We start from the raw sequence: 15,016 nt of genomic DNA on the forward strand, positions 1-15,016 counted from the left end.
TTTTTTATAGACAGAAAATATAATTTATCGTAAAAATATTGGTATTTTAATTAATATAAAAATAGTTAAGCTTAAATAATCAAAGAGTCATAATATGAAGAAGATTCTATTAGCTGAAGATGACAGTGATTTACGCCGATTTTTAATAAAGGCATTAGAAAATGCTGGATATGAAGTGGTGGGGTTTGATAATGGAGTCAGTGCTTATGAATGTTTGCAGAGTGAGCCGTTCTCATTATTATTAACTGATATAATGATGCCTGAAATGGACGGTATAGAACTAGCTCGAAGAGCAACAGATATGGATCCTGATCTTAAAGTAATGTTTATAACTGGTTTTGCGGCGGTAGCTCTTAATCCAGATAATGTTCCTTTGTCTAACGCGCAAGTTTTATCAAAACCTTTTCATTTAAAAAGTTTAGTTAAAGAAGTAGATAAATTGCTTTTAGTAGCATGATATTGTTAAGAATCAGAATTTTCGTAAAAAATTGATTGACGATATAATTGAAACATAATACAAAGGTTTAGCGGGCGTGTAGCTCAGTGGGAGAGCACTACGTTGACATCGTAGGGGTCACAGGTTCAATCCCTGTCACGCCCACCACCGTTAATGGATTATAATAATCAGTCTTATTATAATGGTTATACTATTGCTTAGTTTTTTAATAAATCTTTTTCACAATAACAAAGCTATAATAAATCACACAATAAGCATTAGGTCTGAAATTATCATTATATAACTTTAATTGACTAAGTTTATTGGTAAATATAGTTACTTTTAGTTTAAATATTGTTAGATAATAAATGTTAGCTGGATATAAAATATATCAATAATCTATCTTGATATGTCAAATTGTTCTGTTAATATTCTTTCATCCCAAGAGTGATCACTATCAAAAAGTAAATTTACAAAATCATTTTGTGATTTTCTAATAGTTACTTTTTCTACGGTTTTTACCCCTCTATTATCAGCAGCTGCATTAACAGGTCTTCGGTTTGGCTCTAGAATTTTAAACTCTATTAATTTTTCATTAGATAATAATGCGCCGTGCCATCTTCTTGGTCGAAAAGGGCTAACAGGTGTTAAGGCAATTAAAGGAGAAATAAGAGGTAAAATAGGACCTTGAGCAGATAAATTATATGCAGTTGAACCTAAAGGGGTAGCAACTAAAATACCATCGCAGACAAGTTCCGGAATACGAATTTTATTATCAACGCTAATTTGTATTTTTGCTGCTTGGTATGATTGTCTAAAGAGAGATACTTCATTTATACCTAAAGATTCAACTATTCCTTCTTTTGTGCTTTTAGCTAACATATGTAAAGGATGTATAACTTCAAGCGTTGCGCATTCTATCCTTTGTGGTAGCTTGTCTAGGTGATATTCATTCATTAAGAAACCTACAGAACCACGATTCATACCATATAGTTTTTTATCACTATTCATAAATTTATGCAGTGCTCTTAGCATGGTTCCATCACCGCCGATTACGACTATAACTTCTGCATTGTCAGCTTTTCTTTGTCCATATCTTCGTGACAAAATTTGTAGAGCTTCTTGTGCATTAGGAGCTTTAGAGGCGATAAAACATATAGATTCAGGGTTGAATGACATAGGTTTACTCTTATTTTATATTATATTTTATATATAGCATAAAAATAGAAATGTATAACTTACATATTTGTTGCTTACACATATTTTATAATAAAATTGTAAGTCTTGCGTTTTTGGATAAGTTGCTTTAAAAATATAGAGTTAGAAAGTAATTAATGGCATTAAAATGAACAATATAAAAAAAATAGACCTTAAAAATGCGTTATCTGAAAGATATTTAGCTTATTCTCTTTCTACTATTATGGATAGAGCTTTACCAGATGTCAGAGATGGAATGAAGCCTGTTCATAGACGTATCTTATATGCTATGAGATTACTTAAGTTATTTCCTGACCATAATTATGCTAAATCTTCACGTATTGTCGGTGATGTGATGGGTAAATTCCATCCACATGGGGACGCATCAATTTATGATGCTTTAGTGAGATTAGCGCAAGATTTTTCAATGCGATATCCATTAATTGATGGACAAGGAAATTTCGGCAATATTGACGGTGATAATGCTGCGGCCATGCGTTATACTGAAGCTCGTATGACAAATACAGCAACGCTTATTTTGCAGCATATTACTGAGGATGCTGTTGATTTTCGTTTAACTTATAATGAGGAAGATAAAGAACCAAAAGTATTACCAGCAGCTTTTCCTAATATCTTAGCTAACGGCGCTTCTGGTATCGCAGTTGGTATGGCGACTTCAATTCCTCCTCATAATGTTGATGAACTATGTGGTGCTGCTTTATATTTGATTGAAAATCCAACAGCAGAAATAGAACAATTACTTGAGTTTGTAAAAGGTCCAGATTTTCCTACAGGTGGTATTTTAATAGAACCATCATCTTCTATTTTAGAAGCTTATAAAACTGGTAGGGGATCGTTTAGATTAAGAAGTAAATGGCATACAGAAGATACGGGCAGGGGTACTTATCAAATTGTAGTAACTGAAATTCCTTGGCAAGTACAAAAATCTAAGTTAGTTGAAAAAATAGCAGAATTATTATTAGCTAAAAAAATACCATTGCTGAATGATGTACGCGATGAATCAGCAGAAGATATTAGATTAATATTAGAACCAAAAAATAGACATGTTAATCCAGATATATTAATGGAATCTTTATTCAAATTAACAGATTTGGAAGCTAAAATATTGCTAAACATGAATGTTTTATCTTACGGAAAAATACCTAATGTTCTACCCCTTAATAAAATATTGTTACAATGGTTAGAGCATAGAAAAGAAGTATTAATTAGAAGATCTAATTTTAGATTGCAAGAAATTAGACAAAGATTAGAAATATTAGCAGGATATTTAATAGCTTATCTTAATATAGATGAAATTATTCGCATTATTCGTGAAGAAGATGATCCTAAATATATGTTGCAAAATAAATTTTCTTTGACTGATTTACAGACAGAGTCTATCTTAAATATGCGATTAAGATCATTAAGAAAATTAGAAGAAGATCAAATAAAAAAAGAATTTGATCAATTAAATTGTGAAAAATCCACGTTAGATGATTTAATAAATTCTGATAAAATACAATGGTTAAATATAGCTAAAGAGATACAGCAAGTAAAAGAATTATTTTCATATAAAACTGAAATAGGAAAAAGAAGAACTCAACTTGAAAAAGCTCCTAATCATAATATAGCTGATATTCAGCAATCTATGATAGAAAAAGAAGATGTTACTGTAATAATATCCAAAAAAGGCTGGATAAGAAGTTTAAAAACTCATTTAACTGATCTTGAGAATTTATCTTTTAAAGATAGTGATAATTTACATATTCACATACATGCTAAAACAACAGATAAATTAGTGATAGCAGCTGATAGTGGTAAATTTTATACCTTAAATGTTCATGAATTGCCAACAGGACGTGGACACGGTGAACCATTAAGATTATTGATTGACTTAGAATCAGAGCAGCAAGTTATCGCAGCTTTTATTGCAGAAGAAAATAGTAAATATATATTAGCTTCTGAGAAAGGATATGGTTTTGTCATTAATTTATCAGATTTATTAGCAACAACCCGTAAGGGAAAACAAGTAATGTTATTAGCAGATCAAGATAAATTAGCTTGTTGTAAAATAATTAAGGGTGATACTATCGCAGTAATAGGTAGTAATAGGCGTATGCTTATTTTTTCTATGGATCAATTACCAGAGTTACAAAAAGGGAAAGGCGTACGTTTGCAAAAATATAAAGACGCAATATTAAATGATATTACTATATTTTATGCTAATGATGGCTTAACTTGGCGTGATTCGGCTCAACGATTACATGTAAGGCAATTATCTGAATTAACGCAATGGATTTCTAATAGAGCAGCTGTAGGAAAAGAATTACCAAGAGGCTTTCCTAAAAGCGGTAAATTTTCTTAATTATATAACTGATTTTTATATAGAAAGAAATAGCTATCACACATAATATGCGATAGCTATGATGTTGGATTTTTACTAATGGTTATATATTTGAATAATTAAGGTAACTAGACGATTTAAGATAATATGCGACTATACGATCTTTATTCGATTTCATTACGTTAATTTCTATTTAGATATCTATTACTAATTATTATTTAGCTTTGCTATATATTTCAGTATTATCTTTTACCTCTGTACCGTCAGAAATTTCAGCATCTCCGCTCACCTTGGCATTTCCTGAAACCTTAGTTCTATCAAAAACCTTGGCATTTCCAAAAATTTTAGCTCTATTAGAAACATTAGCGTTATCATATACTTGAGCGTCATCATAGACATTCGCCCATTTTATCCTGGCATTATCATAAACTTTAGCGTTTCCAAAAACCTTAGCTTTATCAGAAACAATAGCTTTTCCATAAATCCTGGCATCGCCATAAATCTTAGATTGGTTATGAACTTTAGCTTCCCCATAAACTTTGGCTCTACCATAAATAATAGCCTCCCCATAAACTTCAGCATTACCATAAACCATAGCATTATCAAAAACCATAGCCAAAAAAAGCTTAGCATTACCATAAACCTTAGCATTATCTTTTACTATAGACCGTCCCGAGATATTAGCCCCCTCCGAGATTTCAGCCTCACCAAATACACTTGCTACTTCATGAACTCTGGCATTGCCTGAAACTTTAGCTCTTCCATAAATTTCAGCATAATCATAAATTTTAGCCGTGTCAGAAATTGTAGCCATCCCAGAAACCTTAGCATAATCATAAATTTTAGCTTTGCCAGAAATTGTAGCCATCCCAGAAACTTTAGCATTTCCTGAAATTTCAGCATCGTTAGCAATTTCAACATAATCATAAATTTTAGCATCACCATAAATTTTAGCATCGTTAAAAATTTTGGCATACTTATAGACTTGGGCATTCTCATAAACCTTAGCGTTGCCATAAATTTTAGCATTATCATGTACCCAACTATTACCTGTATGCGATAAATTTTTTTCAGATTGAATAAAACCTCCAAGGTCACCTTCATCAATGTAATCACCTATATCTTTTAAAGCTTTAATTCGGCAAAGTCGTACCTCATCTCGTGTTATACATTCGTTAGTGATTACATATTTTTTTTCTGTATCTTTAACTTGAGCTTGTATATTGCTAAAGCCCAATATTAAAAAAACACTTAATACTCCTAAAATACTTTTAAAACTCATTGTAACCTCTTAAAATTTTTATTAAAATTTATGATATGTACCTAAACTTTCTATAAGCTAGGATAGTTAGATGTTCTAATATTAAAATATGTACGAATTACCTAAAAAAGATGCTGAGTCTGTTTCCTTGCATACTAATATCTATTTATTATAAATTAACGGTATTTAATAATATTACTAATTTTCGTGCTATAGTTATAATATAACCTTCATGATTATTAAAAGAGGTAAGTGGTAATTTTATAGGTTTACTTTCAGCTAACCTCTTTCTAATTAATACGTTGATTATCTACCTCTATAAGCTGGTACTTGTTGTTCAGGAATCCAGATATGTTCAGGTGCTTTATCTGTTTGCCAAAACACATCAATAGGTATTCCACCTCTTGGATACCAATAGCCACCTATTCTAAGCCAATGGGGGCTTAGTAATGTTACTAATTTGCGTGCTATAGTTATAGTACAATCTTCATGAAATGCTCCATGATTACGAAAAGAGGTAAGATATAATTTTAAAGATTTACTTTCAACTAGCCATTGATTAGGAACATAATCTATTACTAAATGTGCAAAGTCGGGTTGACCGGTTATTGGGCAGAGAGAAGTAAATTCTGGAGCGGTAAAACGTACACAATATTGAATATCATTTTGTGGATTACTTACTTTTTCCAAGATAGCCGTTTCGGGGTTATTAGGGATATCTGCTTTACTTCCTAATTGTGTTAAATTTTTATAAATATTATGATCCATTTTTAAATTATACTCCTCTTTTATTACCCCAAATTAAGGTATGTAATTGTGGTAATATTTTAACGTTATACCATTTGTCTAAGATAGTATGTTCTATTAGCCATCTTGTTCTGTCTAAAATACCATCAAGATCTATATCAGCATCTTCCTGGTTATTTTGTGGAGGTGTATGATTACCAGGTTGAAGATAAATAGGTAGAAAAGGAAAAATATTAGCTATTTCTTTAGCAAATTTATAATCAGTCTCATTAAAAACTACAAACTTTAAGATAACTTTAGTGTTATTATTTACTGATTTTATTGATTTAGTTAAATAATTAAGATTAAATGCCATGTTACTAGAAGGCGGCTTTGGGCTTAATATTAGGTAATCTAATAAAGAAAACCAATTTTGTGCTATACTACCTTGTGTTTCCATTGCAAAACTATAACCTAGTTTTTTCCCCATAGAAATAAGTTTTTCAAAGGGCTGTATAGCTGGATTGCCTCCTGAAAGTGAAACTAATAAAGCTTTATTATTAGATAATTTTATTATTTCATCTAGAATATCTGCAGCTTCCATAGCTAACCATTCATTGCGGTATATAGAATCTACCGCATGTAAGCTATCACACCAACTGCATCTATAATCACATCCCCCTGTACGCACAAATACTGTAGGCATGCCTATCAAGGCACCTTCACCTTGTATAGTTGGTCCAAAAATTTCACTAACGCGTATTATTTCTTTTTTCATTCCGCTATACTTTATTTTGTTAAGCTCGTTAATTTCTTTACTATGATGTTGAGATTATTTTATCAAAATTTATAATATATCTATTGCCGCTGTTTTGCTCAATTAATTTTATAATTTATAAAAATATGGTTTATACTTATCATATAGATATTTGCTGTAAGAAACTTTAAGCTTTTATTAAGAGTGTTGCTATAAAAAATTTATTAAGATTTATTCATATTTATCTGACTTGTCAGTATGGGTAACTTATTTAATATTTAGATTCTATCGTGTTAAGGTCTATATTCTGCCCATGTTTTTGGTGTTTCACTCACCTTAATAGCGCTAACTTCTGGGAAATGTGGCTTACACCAATCATACAGATATTTTGCTAAAAATTCTGCAGTAACAGAATCATTATTAAATACCTCATTTAGATGACGATGATCTAAAAAATTATCAATATAATTTTTTAGTAATGACAATTCTTGATAATCTCTTACAAATCCAAATTGATTTAGTGTTTCACTAGTTAATTCTATCATTACGATATAATTATGTCCATGTAACCTTGCGCAAGAATGGTCGCTTGGTAAGTTTAATAACTGGTGCGAGGCTGAAAAATGAAATTCTTTAGTTATTTTATACATTTATATCCTCATTTAATAGTTTGTTATTAATAAAATTTTTGTAATTTTCTCTCCAGTAATTTTTATCTTCGTAAAATGTAGGGTCAATTACATTAGCTAAATAAAAAGCCTCTTGTCTTTCTACGCATGTACCACATCTGCCACAATGATTGTCTCCGCCTTTGTAGCATGACCAAGTATTTATAAAAGGAGTATTATATTTGTTTCCATCAGCTACTATATCATATTTAGTAAGATGTACATAAGGAGCTAATAATTTTATGTCGCTATAGCCTGCAAGAGCTAATTGCTGCATTTTGGCAAAAGACTCTATAAATTCTGGACGGCAATCTGGATATATAAAATGATCTCCTCCATGTACTGCTAGAGCAACAGCATCTGCTTTATTAGCGCTAGCAATACCAAATGCAAAGGCTAGCATTATTGCATTTCTATTTGGTACTACGGTAACTTTCATATTTTCTTGGGTGTAATAACCATCTGGCACGGCTATATTATCAGTTAAAGCTGACCCTGATAATTGTTTGCCGGCGTGGCTAATATCTAAGAGTATATGTGGTACTTTTAAATTATCAGCGCATATTTTAGCATAATGGAGCTCTTTTGAGTGTTTTTGTCCATAATCAAAAGAAATTAGCCCAACTAGATTTTGTTCATGAGCTATTTTATATGCAAGAGAAACTGAATCTAGCCCGCCAGAGCAGATGACAAAAGTTTTCATAATTTTATATCCTTGTTTTTTACGGGTAGGCTGCGACCGCTTGATTTATTTTATATTAATATTTATTTTTTTGCAATAATATAGCTGCTTCTTTTGCAAAATAAGTAAAAATAGCACTGCAACCTGCTCGTTTGAAGGCTAACAGACTTTCTAAAATTGTTGTATCTTTGTTTAGATAGCCATTATCTATGGCTAATTTAATCATAGTATATTCCCCGGATACTTGATAAGCTAAGATGGGTAGATTGATATTTTCTGCTAATGATTTTATAATATCTAGATAAGGTAACCCTGGTTTAACCATTAGCATGTCGGCTCCTTCATGTTGGTCTTGCATGGCTTCTCGAATAGCTTCATTAGCATTTGCAGGATTGAGATAATATGTTTTTTTATCTCCATTAAGTAAATTTTTAGTGCCGATAGCATCTCTATACGGTCCATAGAAGTTAGATGCAAATTTAGCAGCATAAGATAAGATCGGGATATCAGAAAAATTATTATTATTTAGGCTTTTTCTAATAGCTGCTATACGGCCATCCATCATATCAGATGGAGCAATAATGTCAGCACCAGCTTGAGCTGCAACAATAGCACCTTTACATAATATTTCTATTGTTTCGTCATTCAAAATAACCCCATTTTTAACTATTCCATCGTGACCATGTATAGTATAGGGATCTAAAGCAACATCAACTATTATACCAATATCAAGATTAAGTTTCTTAGCTTGTCTGCAAAAATTATTAGTCAAATTATCAGGGTTTAAAACATATAGACCTTGCTCACATTTAGCTGAGATCGGTTCTTGTGCAAAAACAGCGACAGCTTTTATACCTAGAGCATATAGACATTGTAACTCTTCTAAGGCCATATCAATAGAAAGACGGTAGATATTTGGCATACTATCTATAGGCTCTCTGATATTAGTTCCTGTACATAAAAATATAGGCGCAATAAGATCTGATACATGAAGTCTTGTTTCTTGTATTATTTCTCTTATCCATGAATTTTGTCGTAATCTGCGTAGTCTGCGACCTTGGGTAATATTATCAATCATATTTTCTGTATATGTAATGTTTAAAACTGTATATTTACTTGTAATTATAGGATAACTGTTTTACTATGGCAATGATATTATTTGATTACAAACTATTTAACAGTTTTACAATATGATTAATAAATTTTTTTCAGTTATTTTAGTTTTGTCCTTAGCTTCTATAGGGATTGCTTGTAAGCAGAATATACCAAATACTTCAATGGTAGGGGTTGAGTGGGTAAACTCAAAAATTGATTATTTTGTTATTGATAATAGCCCTTTAGTATCTAAGCAATCTTTACAAGATATACGCAAAGTTATAAATCGTTATGAAGAAATAGTGCTTAAAGGCGGTTGGACGCGTTTAAATAAAAGTGCTATAAATATGGGGTTGAATGCAAAAGGATCTGAAGTTGCTAAATTAAAATATCAGCTCTTTTTATTAGGGGATCTAGAAGATAGATTTTCTGCAGGTGAGACTTTCGATACACATTTAGAATTAGCTTTACTAAATTATCAAAGACGGCATGGTTTAAAGCCTACTAAAATTGTGGATCAACAAACTTGGAATTCATTAATTATTCCTGCTAGTTATCGTTTGCAGCAATTAAAGTTAAATTATAAAAGAATAAAAGAGTTAAACAATAGAACTTCTAAGAACAAAAGATATGTTTTGGTAAATATACCTGATGCTAAATTACAATCTGTAGAAAATAATGTAAAAATAGATGAATTTATTGGCGTTGTTGGTAAGATAGATCGTAAAACTCCTATTCTAGAAGCAAAAATAGCAGAGATAATCTTAAATCCTACTTGGACAGTACCGCAGAATATTGTGAGAAAAGACTTAGTACCTTTAGTAAGAAAATATCCTAGTTATTTAATTGATAATAATATCACCATTTATAATATCCATGGTCGAAAAGTTGCACAAGAGTTATTAAATTGGAATAGTGATGAGCCTAATGGTTATATTTACAAACAAGATCCAGGCGATAATAACGCGATGGCAACTACTAAAATTAATTTTGCTAATCAATATGAAGTCTATATGCATGATACACCAGATCAAGCTACTTTTGTTCAAGATTCTTTGTTTGATACTTCTGGCTGTATTAGAATTTTAAATATACAATTATTGAATAAATGGTTATTAAAAAATACTTCTGGTTGGAATAGTGAGAAAATTGAAAAAACTATAGAGAGTAAAAAAACCACTATAATCAAGTTACAAGATGAAGTAAGATTGTATTTTACTTATATTACGGCTTGGGTTAATTCGAATGGTCAAGTGAATTTTAGAGATGATATTTATAATAGAGATAAAAAAGAAATTTTAGAATCAGATGAGAGGTGATAAATGAGTAACTATCGTGACAATTTTTTTAATCAGGACTTACATAGTGCCGATCCTGAAATTTTCACTTTTGTTGGACAAGAATTGTCTCGGCAGCGAAATGATATAGAATTAATAGCTTCAGAAAATATTGTTTCTAAAGCTGTATTGCAAGCTCAAGGTTCTATTTTAACTAATAAATATGCTGAGGGTTATCCTGGTAAACGTTATTATGGTGGATGCGAATATGTAGATAAGATAGAATCTTTAGCGATTGAGAGAGCAAAGAAGCTATTTGGTTGTAATTTTGCTAATGTTCAGCCTAATTCAGGTAGCCAAATGAATCAAGCCGTTTTTTTAGCTCTGTTACAACCTAATGATACTTTCATGGGGCTAGAGTTAAATTCAGGGGGGCATTTGACTCATGGTTCACCGGTAAATCTATCTGGTAAATGGTTCAATGCTGTTTCTTATGGAGTAAGAAAAGATACTCAGATCATTGATATGGAGGAGGTATCTCGTCTTGCACATGAACATAAACCTAAAGTTATTATTGCAGGAGGTACTTCTTATTCTAAAATTTGGGATTGGAAGGCTTTTAGAGAAATAGCGGATGAGGTAGGCGCTTATTTAATGGTAGATATGTCGCATATAGCCGGCTTGGTTGCTGGTGGAGCTCATCCTTCGCCTATTGAATGTGCTCATGTGGTTACAACTACGACGCATAAATCTTTACGGGGTCCACGCGGTGGAATGATCTTAAGCAATGATGCTGATATTGCTAAAAAAATTGATATGGCAGTCTTTCCAGGTCTACAAGGTGGACCATTGATGCATGTGATTGCTGCAAAAGCAGTAGCTTTTAAGGAAGCTTTGCAAGAAGATTTTAAAATTTATGCTCATCAAATAGTAAAAAATGCAAAGGCTGTAGCTACAACTTTACAGAATAATGGATATGATATCGTTTCAAATGGAACTGATAATCATTTGCTTGTGGTAGATTTACGTTCTAAAAATTTAAAAGGTCTCACTAGTGAACGTTCATTAGGAAGAGCGAATTTAATTTGTAATAAGAATGGCGTGCCTTTTGATCAGGCTTCACCTTTTATTACATCTGGAATACGCTTAGGAACACCAGCTGGAACTACTCGTGGTTTTAAAGAAAAAGAATTTATTGAAATAGCTAATTTTGTTAGTGAAATTTTAGACGGCTTGCAAAAAGTTGGTGAGGGTGGCGATAATAGTTTAGTAGAACATAAAGTTAAAGAAAAAGTTTTACAACTATTAAAGGATTTTCCACTTTATCCTGAGTATTAATATTGCATAACTAACACTTTATTGAATTATCGTTAACTTTTATCTTTGCAGTAGGATAATAGCGTTATAGATAATCAATATATTGTAGAGTAAAGATATATGTATCCGTGATGTGTCTTTCTGGGTGTGACTTAGTCAAAATTTGTTGCAATCTTATCGTGGGTACATATTCGCAAAAAATAACAAATTATTGCAAAGTGGAGAATATAATTATTATTAATTTTTATCTTTGCAGTAATATAATATAGTGTTATAGATAACCCATTTATTTTAGAATAAAGTTATATATGGTTCTAGGTACGCTTTTTTAAGCGTAAAACCTGGGTGCAATTTATGATAACCTCGCTGTAGTGCTTTGTTCGTGAAAAATAAAGAAAATTTTACAGGTGGTGAATGGAACTATTATTAATTTTTATCTTTGTATTATTATAATATGGTTATGGATAATCAATTTATTTTAGACCAAAGATATATGGCGTCTGCCATACGTTTTGCTAGGCGAAACCTAGGAAAAACTTGTGACAATCCTGCTGTGGGTGCTTTACTTGTAAAAAATAAAGAAATTATTGCGAGTGCGGTGACCGCAATAAGCGGAAGACCGCATGCTGAAACTCAGTTACTAATAGAAGCTGGAACGAAAGCTGCGGGAGCTACTCTATATGTAACCTTGGAGCCTTGTTCTCATTATGGGCAAACTCCTCCATGTGTTAATGCAATTATTAAAGCGCAAATAGCTAGAGTTGTGATTGGTTTACAAGATCCAGATACCCGTGTATGTGGACGTAGTGTTAAATTATTACAAAATGCAGGTATATCAGTAGATATTAATATATTAGCTGAGGAGATTAACAAACAGATAGCTGATTATTTGACATTAAAGATAAAGAAACGTCCTTATGTTATTTTAAAATTAGCAAGTTATAAAGATGCAGTTATTGGCTGTAATGATGAAAGATTATTAATAACAGGAAAAATTGCTTGGCGTCAAAGTCAGATGTTACGTTCTCGTCAACAAGCAATTTTAGTATCTACGAATACGCTTTTGTTAGATAACCCAAGCTTAACTTGTAGGCTAGAGGGGTTGGAGCAATTTTCTCCTATAAGGTTAGTTATTGATAGAAATTTAAGATTATCCTTATCTAGTAATATACTTCAAAATTTGCGCCAAATTCCTACTTGGATTTTTTGTGATATAACGGCTCCTAAAGATAAATTAGTCGCATTAGAAAATATGGGTTGCAGAATAATTCGGGGAAAATTTGTAAATGGACAGCTAGATTTAGATTATATGTTAGATTTTTTAGCTAATGAAAAAATATCTTCTTTGTTAGTCGAAGGAGGTAAGAAACTAGCTAATAGTTTTTTATCTGCGAATTTAGTAGATAAATTTATTCATATAGAATCACAGCGTGAAACTTATATTAATAGTATTAATTGCATTAGAATAAATGATATATTAAATAATCTACCAAAAAGTTTTACATTAGATAATAGCGCTTATTATGGAGATGATAATTGGTATGAATGGTTAAGAAAGGTTTAAATATGTTTACGGGAATAGTGACAGATAAAGGAAAATTATTACAGAAAATTAAATTAAATAGCGGTTTGCTTTTGCGAATTCTTACTAATTATAAAGTGGCGGAAATAAAAATAGGTGCTTCTATAGCTTGCAATGGTATTTGTTTGACAGTAGTTAATAAATCAGAATTAGAGAATTGGTTTGAGGTTGAAGTCTGGCAGGAAACTTTAGTTTGTACAAATGTTATTGATTGGCAGATAGGTTATTCTATTAATTTAGAAAGAGCTTTAAAGATAGGTGATGAATTAGGCGGCCATATAGTTAGTGGACATATTGATACTTGTGCAAAAATTGTACAATTACATAATGAAGGTGATGCATTAAGGTTACATATAGAACTTCCTGAAGCTTGGATGTCCATGATAATATCTAAAGGATCAATAACTATTAATGGGGTATCTTTGACTATTAATAGTGTATCAGGTAATATAATTGACGTCTTATTGATTCAGCATACACAGCAGATTACGAATTTGGGTGAATGTAAATTAGGCGATATAGTTAACATAGAAATTGATCAATTAACTAAAATTACTAACAACTTATTATTAAATCATTTTAAAAGGTTAAATTAATGTATGATGAGCTAGTAGGAGCAAAAATATTAATTATTGACGCACCTTATTATACCGATATTTCAAATTTATTAAAACAAGCAGCTTGTGAATATTTGAATTCAAAAAACATAGCTTATGATGTTATAAGTGTGGCTGGAGCTTTAGAAATACCCGCTGCAATAAGTTTTGCGGAAATGGCAGATAAAGGTTATGGCGCTTATATAGCTTTAGGTTGCGTTATTAGAGGAGAAACTTACCATTTTGATATCGTAGCTAATGAATCTGCTCGTGCGATTATGGATCTAACTGTTAACTTGGGCTTAGCTATTGGTAATGGTATTTTAACAGTTGAAAATCATCAGCAGGCTATTGATCGTGCTGATCCTGCTAAGGAAAATAACAAAGGTTATTGGGCTGCGCGCGTAGCTGTAGAAATGATGTTACTACGTAATAAATTATTCGATGTAAAGGTTAATGATTAATTATGTTAGCTAAAACTCCAAAATCTTCTAAAGGTAAATCATTCCGCAATTTCGCTCAGCGACGTTTTCAAGCTAGATTAGCAGCAGTGCAAGCTTTATATCAAATGGATTTGTCTGGAACTGGCATTTACGCGATAATTAAAGAATATGAAAATTTTCATTTGGGAAAAATAGTTGATAATATTTCTTATGAACAAGCTGATGTAGCCTGGTTTCGTAAGTTAGTATTGGGCGTAGTTGAACACCAAAAAACTATTGATCCTATCTTGAATAATATATTAGATGAGAAATGGTCTTTATCTAGGTTAGATATGACTTTGCGTGCTATTTTTAGAGTTGCAGCATGGGAAATAATATATGAGCGTGACTTAAGTTTAGCAATAATTATTTCTCAATATGTGGATATAGCAAGAGCTTTTTTTGATGATGAGGAACCTAAAGTTACTAATTCTGTGTTAGATACATTAGGTAAGAGTATCAGGAAATAAATAATTAACTCTACAGTTTAAGTTAAAAATATCATAAAATAGATAATTAAATCTATTGCGTATGTTAGTGAGTATACGCAATGGATTCTATTAATATTTTACCTATTTATAGGTAATAAATTTTAT

At 31.4% G+C, this 15,016-nt stretch carries 15 protein-coding genes and 1 tRNA gene; 9 read left to right on the plus strand and 7 right to left on the minus strand.

Annotation, left to right across the window (positions count from 1 at the left end; all coding sequences use genetic code 11):
• Positions 1 to 94: 94 nt before the first annotated feature.
• A complete protein-coding gene (gene cpdR / locus AB6T46_RS03165; RefSeq protein WP_370931961.1) occupies positions 95 to 457 on the plus strand; it encodes a cell cycle two-component system response regulator CpdR in 363 nt (120 codons plus the stop codon).
• 72 nt (positions 458 to 529) lie between these two features.
• Positions 530 to 604 (plus strand) — tRNA-Val (locus AB6T46_RS03170).
• A gap of 231 nt (positions 605 to 835) precedes the next feature.
• On the opposite strand, the gene AB6T46_RS03175 is transcribed toward AB6T46_RS03170, so the two are convergent.
• Positions 836 to 1,615 (minus strand): NAD kinase, encoded by a 780-nt coding sequence (locus AB6T46_RS03175; RefSeq protein ID WP_370931962.1) that lies wholly within the window; start codon positions 1,613 to 1,615, stop codon positions 836 to 838.
• Positions 1,616 to 1,781: 166 nt separating this feature from the next.
• Here AB6T46_RS03175 and parC point away from each other — a divergent pair, with 166 nt between their 5' ends.
• The gene (parC, locus tag AB6T46_RS03180; RefSeq protein WP_370931963.1) at positions 1,782 to 3,998 is read left to right on the plus strand and encodes a DNA topoisomerase IV subunit A; all 2,217 of its coding nucleotides are present in this window, start codon (positions 1,782 to 1,784) and stop codon (positions 3,996 to 3,998) included.
• A 193-nt stretch (positions 3,999 to 4,191) separates the two neighbouring features.
• Here the strand turns inward: parC and AB6T46_RS03185 are convergent, their stop codons facing one another.
• The 6 genes from AB6T46_RS03185 to hemB form a co-directional block, all read right to left on the minus strand.
• Entirely contained in the window at positions 4,192 to 5,259 is a 1,068-nt protein-coding gene (locus tag AB6T46_RS03185; RefSeq protein ID WP_370931964.1) for a hypothetical protein, read from the minus strand.
• 285 nt (positions 5,260 to 5,544) lie between these two features.
• On the minus strand, positions 5,545 to 6,006 hold the full coding sequence (queF, locus tag AB6T46_RS03190) for a preQ(1) synthase (RefSeq protein ID WP_370931965.1): 462 nt from the start codon (positions 6,004 to 6,006) through the stop codon (positions 5,545 to 5,547).
• 7 nt (positions 6,007 to 6,013) lie between these two features.
• Positions 6,014 to 6,742, minus strand: a complete 729-nt coding sequence (gene queE, locus AB6T46_RS03195) for a 7-carboxy-7-deazaguanine synthase QueE (protein WP_370931966.1) — start codon at positions 6,740 to 6,742, stop codon at positions 6,014 to 6,016.
• Positions 6,743 to 7,014: 272 nt separating this feature from the next.
• Positions 7,015 to 7,371 carry a 6-pyruvoyl tetrahydropterin synthase family protein gene (locus AB6T46_RS03200; protein ID WP_370931967.1) on the minus strand — a complete coding sequence of 119 codons (357 nt, stop codon included), beginning with the start codon at positions 7,369 to 7,371 and terminating at the stop codon, positions 7,015 to 7,017.
• Positions 7,364 to 8,092 carry a 7-cyano-7-deazaguanine synthase QueC gene (gene queC / locus AB6T46_RS03205; protein ID WP_370931968.1) on the minus strand — a complete coding sequence of 243 codons (729 nt, stop codon included), beginning with the start codon at positions 8,090 to 8,092 and terminating at the stop codon, positions 7,364 to 7,366. Before queC ends, AB6T46_RS03200 begins: the two co-directional genes overlap by 8 nt.
• Positions 8,093 to 8,147: 55 nt before the next feature.
• A complete protein-coding gene (hemB, locus tag AB6T46_RS03210; protein ID WP_370931969.1) occupies positions 8,148 to 9,149 on the minus strand; it encodes a porphobilinogen synthase in 1,002 nt (333 codons plus the stop codon).
• Positions 9,150 to 9,261: 112 nt separating this feature from the next.
• Here hemB and AB6T46_RS03215 point away from each other — a divergent pair, with 112 nt between their 5' ends.
• The 6 genes from AB6T46_RS03215 (at position 9,262) to nusB (ending at position 14,890) form a co-directional block, all read left to right on the plus strand.
• Positions 9,262 to 10,485 (plus strand): L,D-transpeptidase family protein, encoded by a 1,224-nt coding sequence (locus AB6T46_RS03215; protein WP_370931970.1) that lies wholly within the window; start codon positions 9,262 to 9,264, stop codon positions 10,483 to 10,485.
• Between the two features lie 3 nt (positions 10,486 to 10,488).
• Positions 10,489 to 11,781: a serine hydroxymethyltransferase gene (glyA, locus tag AB6T46_RS03220; protein WP_370931971.1), complete on the plus strand. Its 1,293-nt coding sequence runs from the start codon at positions 10,489 to 10,491 to the stop codon at positions 11,779 to 11,781.
• Positions 11,782 to 12,220: 439 nt separating this feature from the next.
• The gene (gene ribD / locus AB6T46_RS03225) at positions 12,221 to 13,324 is read left to right on the plus strand and encodes a bifunctional diaminohydroxyphosphoribosylaminopyrimidine deaminase/5-amino-6-(5-phosphoribosylamino)uracil reductase RibD (protein ID WP_370931972.1); all 1,104 of its coding nucleotides are present in this window, start codon (positions 12,221 to 12,223) and stop codon (positions 13,322 to 13,324) included.
• A 2-nt stretch (positions 13,325 to 13,326) separates the two neighbouring features.
• Positions 13,327 to 13,938, plus strand: a complete 612-nt coding sequence (locus AB6T46_RS03230; RefSeq protein WP_370931973.1) for a riboflavin synthase — start codon at positions 13,327 to 13,329, stop codon at positions 13,936 to 13,938.
• Positions 13,938 to 14,402 (plus strand): 6,7-dimethyl-8-ribityllumazine synthase, encoded by a 465-nt coding sequence (gene ribH, locus AB6T46_RS03235; protein ID WP_370931974.1) that lies wholly within the window; start codon positions 13,938 to 13,940, stop codon positions 14,400 to 14,402. The genes AB6T46_RS03230 and ribH overlap by 1 nt, the downstream gene beginning before the upstream one ends.
• A gap of 2 nt (positions 14,403 to 14,404) precedes the next feature.
• Positions 14,405 to 14,890, plus strand: coding sequence for a transcription antitermination factor NusB (nusB, locus tag AB6T46_RS03240; protein WP_370931975.1), 486 nt, complete (start codon positions 14,405 to 14,407; stop codon positions 14,888 to 14,890).
• Positions 14,891 to 15,016 lie beyond the last annotated feature (126 nt).

The organism is Bartonella sp. DGB1 (assembly GCF_041345015.1).
Taxonomy (GTDB): Bacteria; Pseudomonadota; Alphaproteobacteria; order Rhizobiales; family Rhizobiaceae; genus DGB1.

What these genes read in the sequence shown, in the direction of transcription:
- cpdR (WP_370931961.1), top strand. Translation starts at nt 95, where the DNA reads ATGAAGAAGATTCTATTAGCTGAAGATGACAGTGATTTACGCCGATTT.
- AB6T46_RS03175 (WP_370931962.1), bottom strand. Translation starts at nt 1,615, where the DNA reads ATGTCATTCAACCCTGAATCTATATGTTTTATCGCCTCTAAAGCTCCT.
- parC (WP_370931963.1), top strand. Translation starts at nt 1,782, where the DNA reads ATGAACAATATAAAAAAAATAGACCTTAAAAATGCGTTATCTGAAAGA.
- AB6T46_RS03185 (WP_370931964.1), bottom strand. Translation starts at nt 5,259, where the DNA reads ATGAGTTTTAAAAGTATTTTAGGAGTATTAAGTGTTTTTTTAATATTG.
- queF (WP_370931965.1), bottom strand. Translation starts at nt 6,006, where the DNA reads ATGGATCATAATATTTATAAAAATTTAACACAATTAGGAAGTAAAGCA.
- queE (WP_370931966.1), bottom strand. Translation starts at nt 6,742, where the DNA reads ATGAAAAAAGAAATAATACGCGTTAGTGAAATTTTTGGACCAACTATA.
- AB6T46_RS03200 (WP_370931967.1), bottom strand. Translation starts at nt 7,371, where the DNA reads ATGTATAAAATAACTAAAGAATTTCATTTTTCAGCCTCGCACCAGTTA.
- queC (WP_370931968.1), bottom strand. Translation starts at nt 8,092, where the DNA reads ATGAAAACTTTTGTCATCTGCTCTGGCGGGCTAGATTCAGTTTCTCTT.
- hemB (WP_370931969.1), bottom strand. Translation starts at nt 9,149, where the DNA reads ATGATTGATAATATTACCCAAGGTCGCAGACTACGCAGATTACGACAA.
- AB6T46_RS03215 (WP_370931970.1), top strand. Translation starts at nt 9,262, where the DNA reads ATGATTAATAAATTTTTTTCAGTTATTTTAGTTTTGTCCTTAGCTTCT.
- glyA (WP_370931971.1), top strand. Translation starts at nt 10,489, where the DNA reads ATGAGTAACTATCGTGACAATTTTTTTAATCAGGACTTACATAGTGCC.
- ribD (WP_370931972.1), top strand. Translation starts at nt 12,221, where the DNA reads ATGGATAATCAATTTATTTTAGACCAAAGATATATGGCGTCTGCCATA.
- AB6T46_RS03230 (WP_370931973.1), top strand. Translation starts at nt 13,327, where the DNA reads ATGTTTACGGGAATAGTGACAGATAAAGGAAAATTATTACAGAAAATT.
- ribH (WP_370931974.1), top strand. Translation starts at nt 13,938, where the DNA reads ATGTATGATGAGCTAGTAGGAGCAAAAATATTAATTATTGACGCACCT.
- nusB (WP_370931975.1), top strand. Translation starts at nt 14,405, where the DNA reads ATGTTAGCTAAAACTCCAAAATCTTCTAAAGGTAAATCATTCCGCAAT.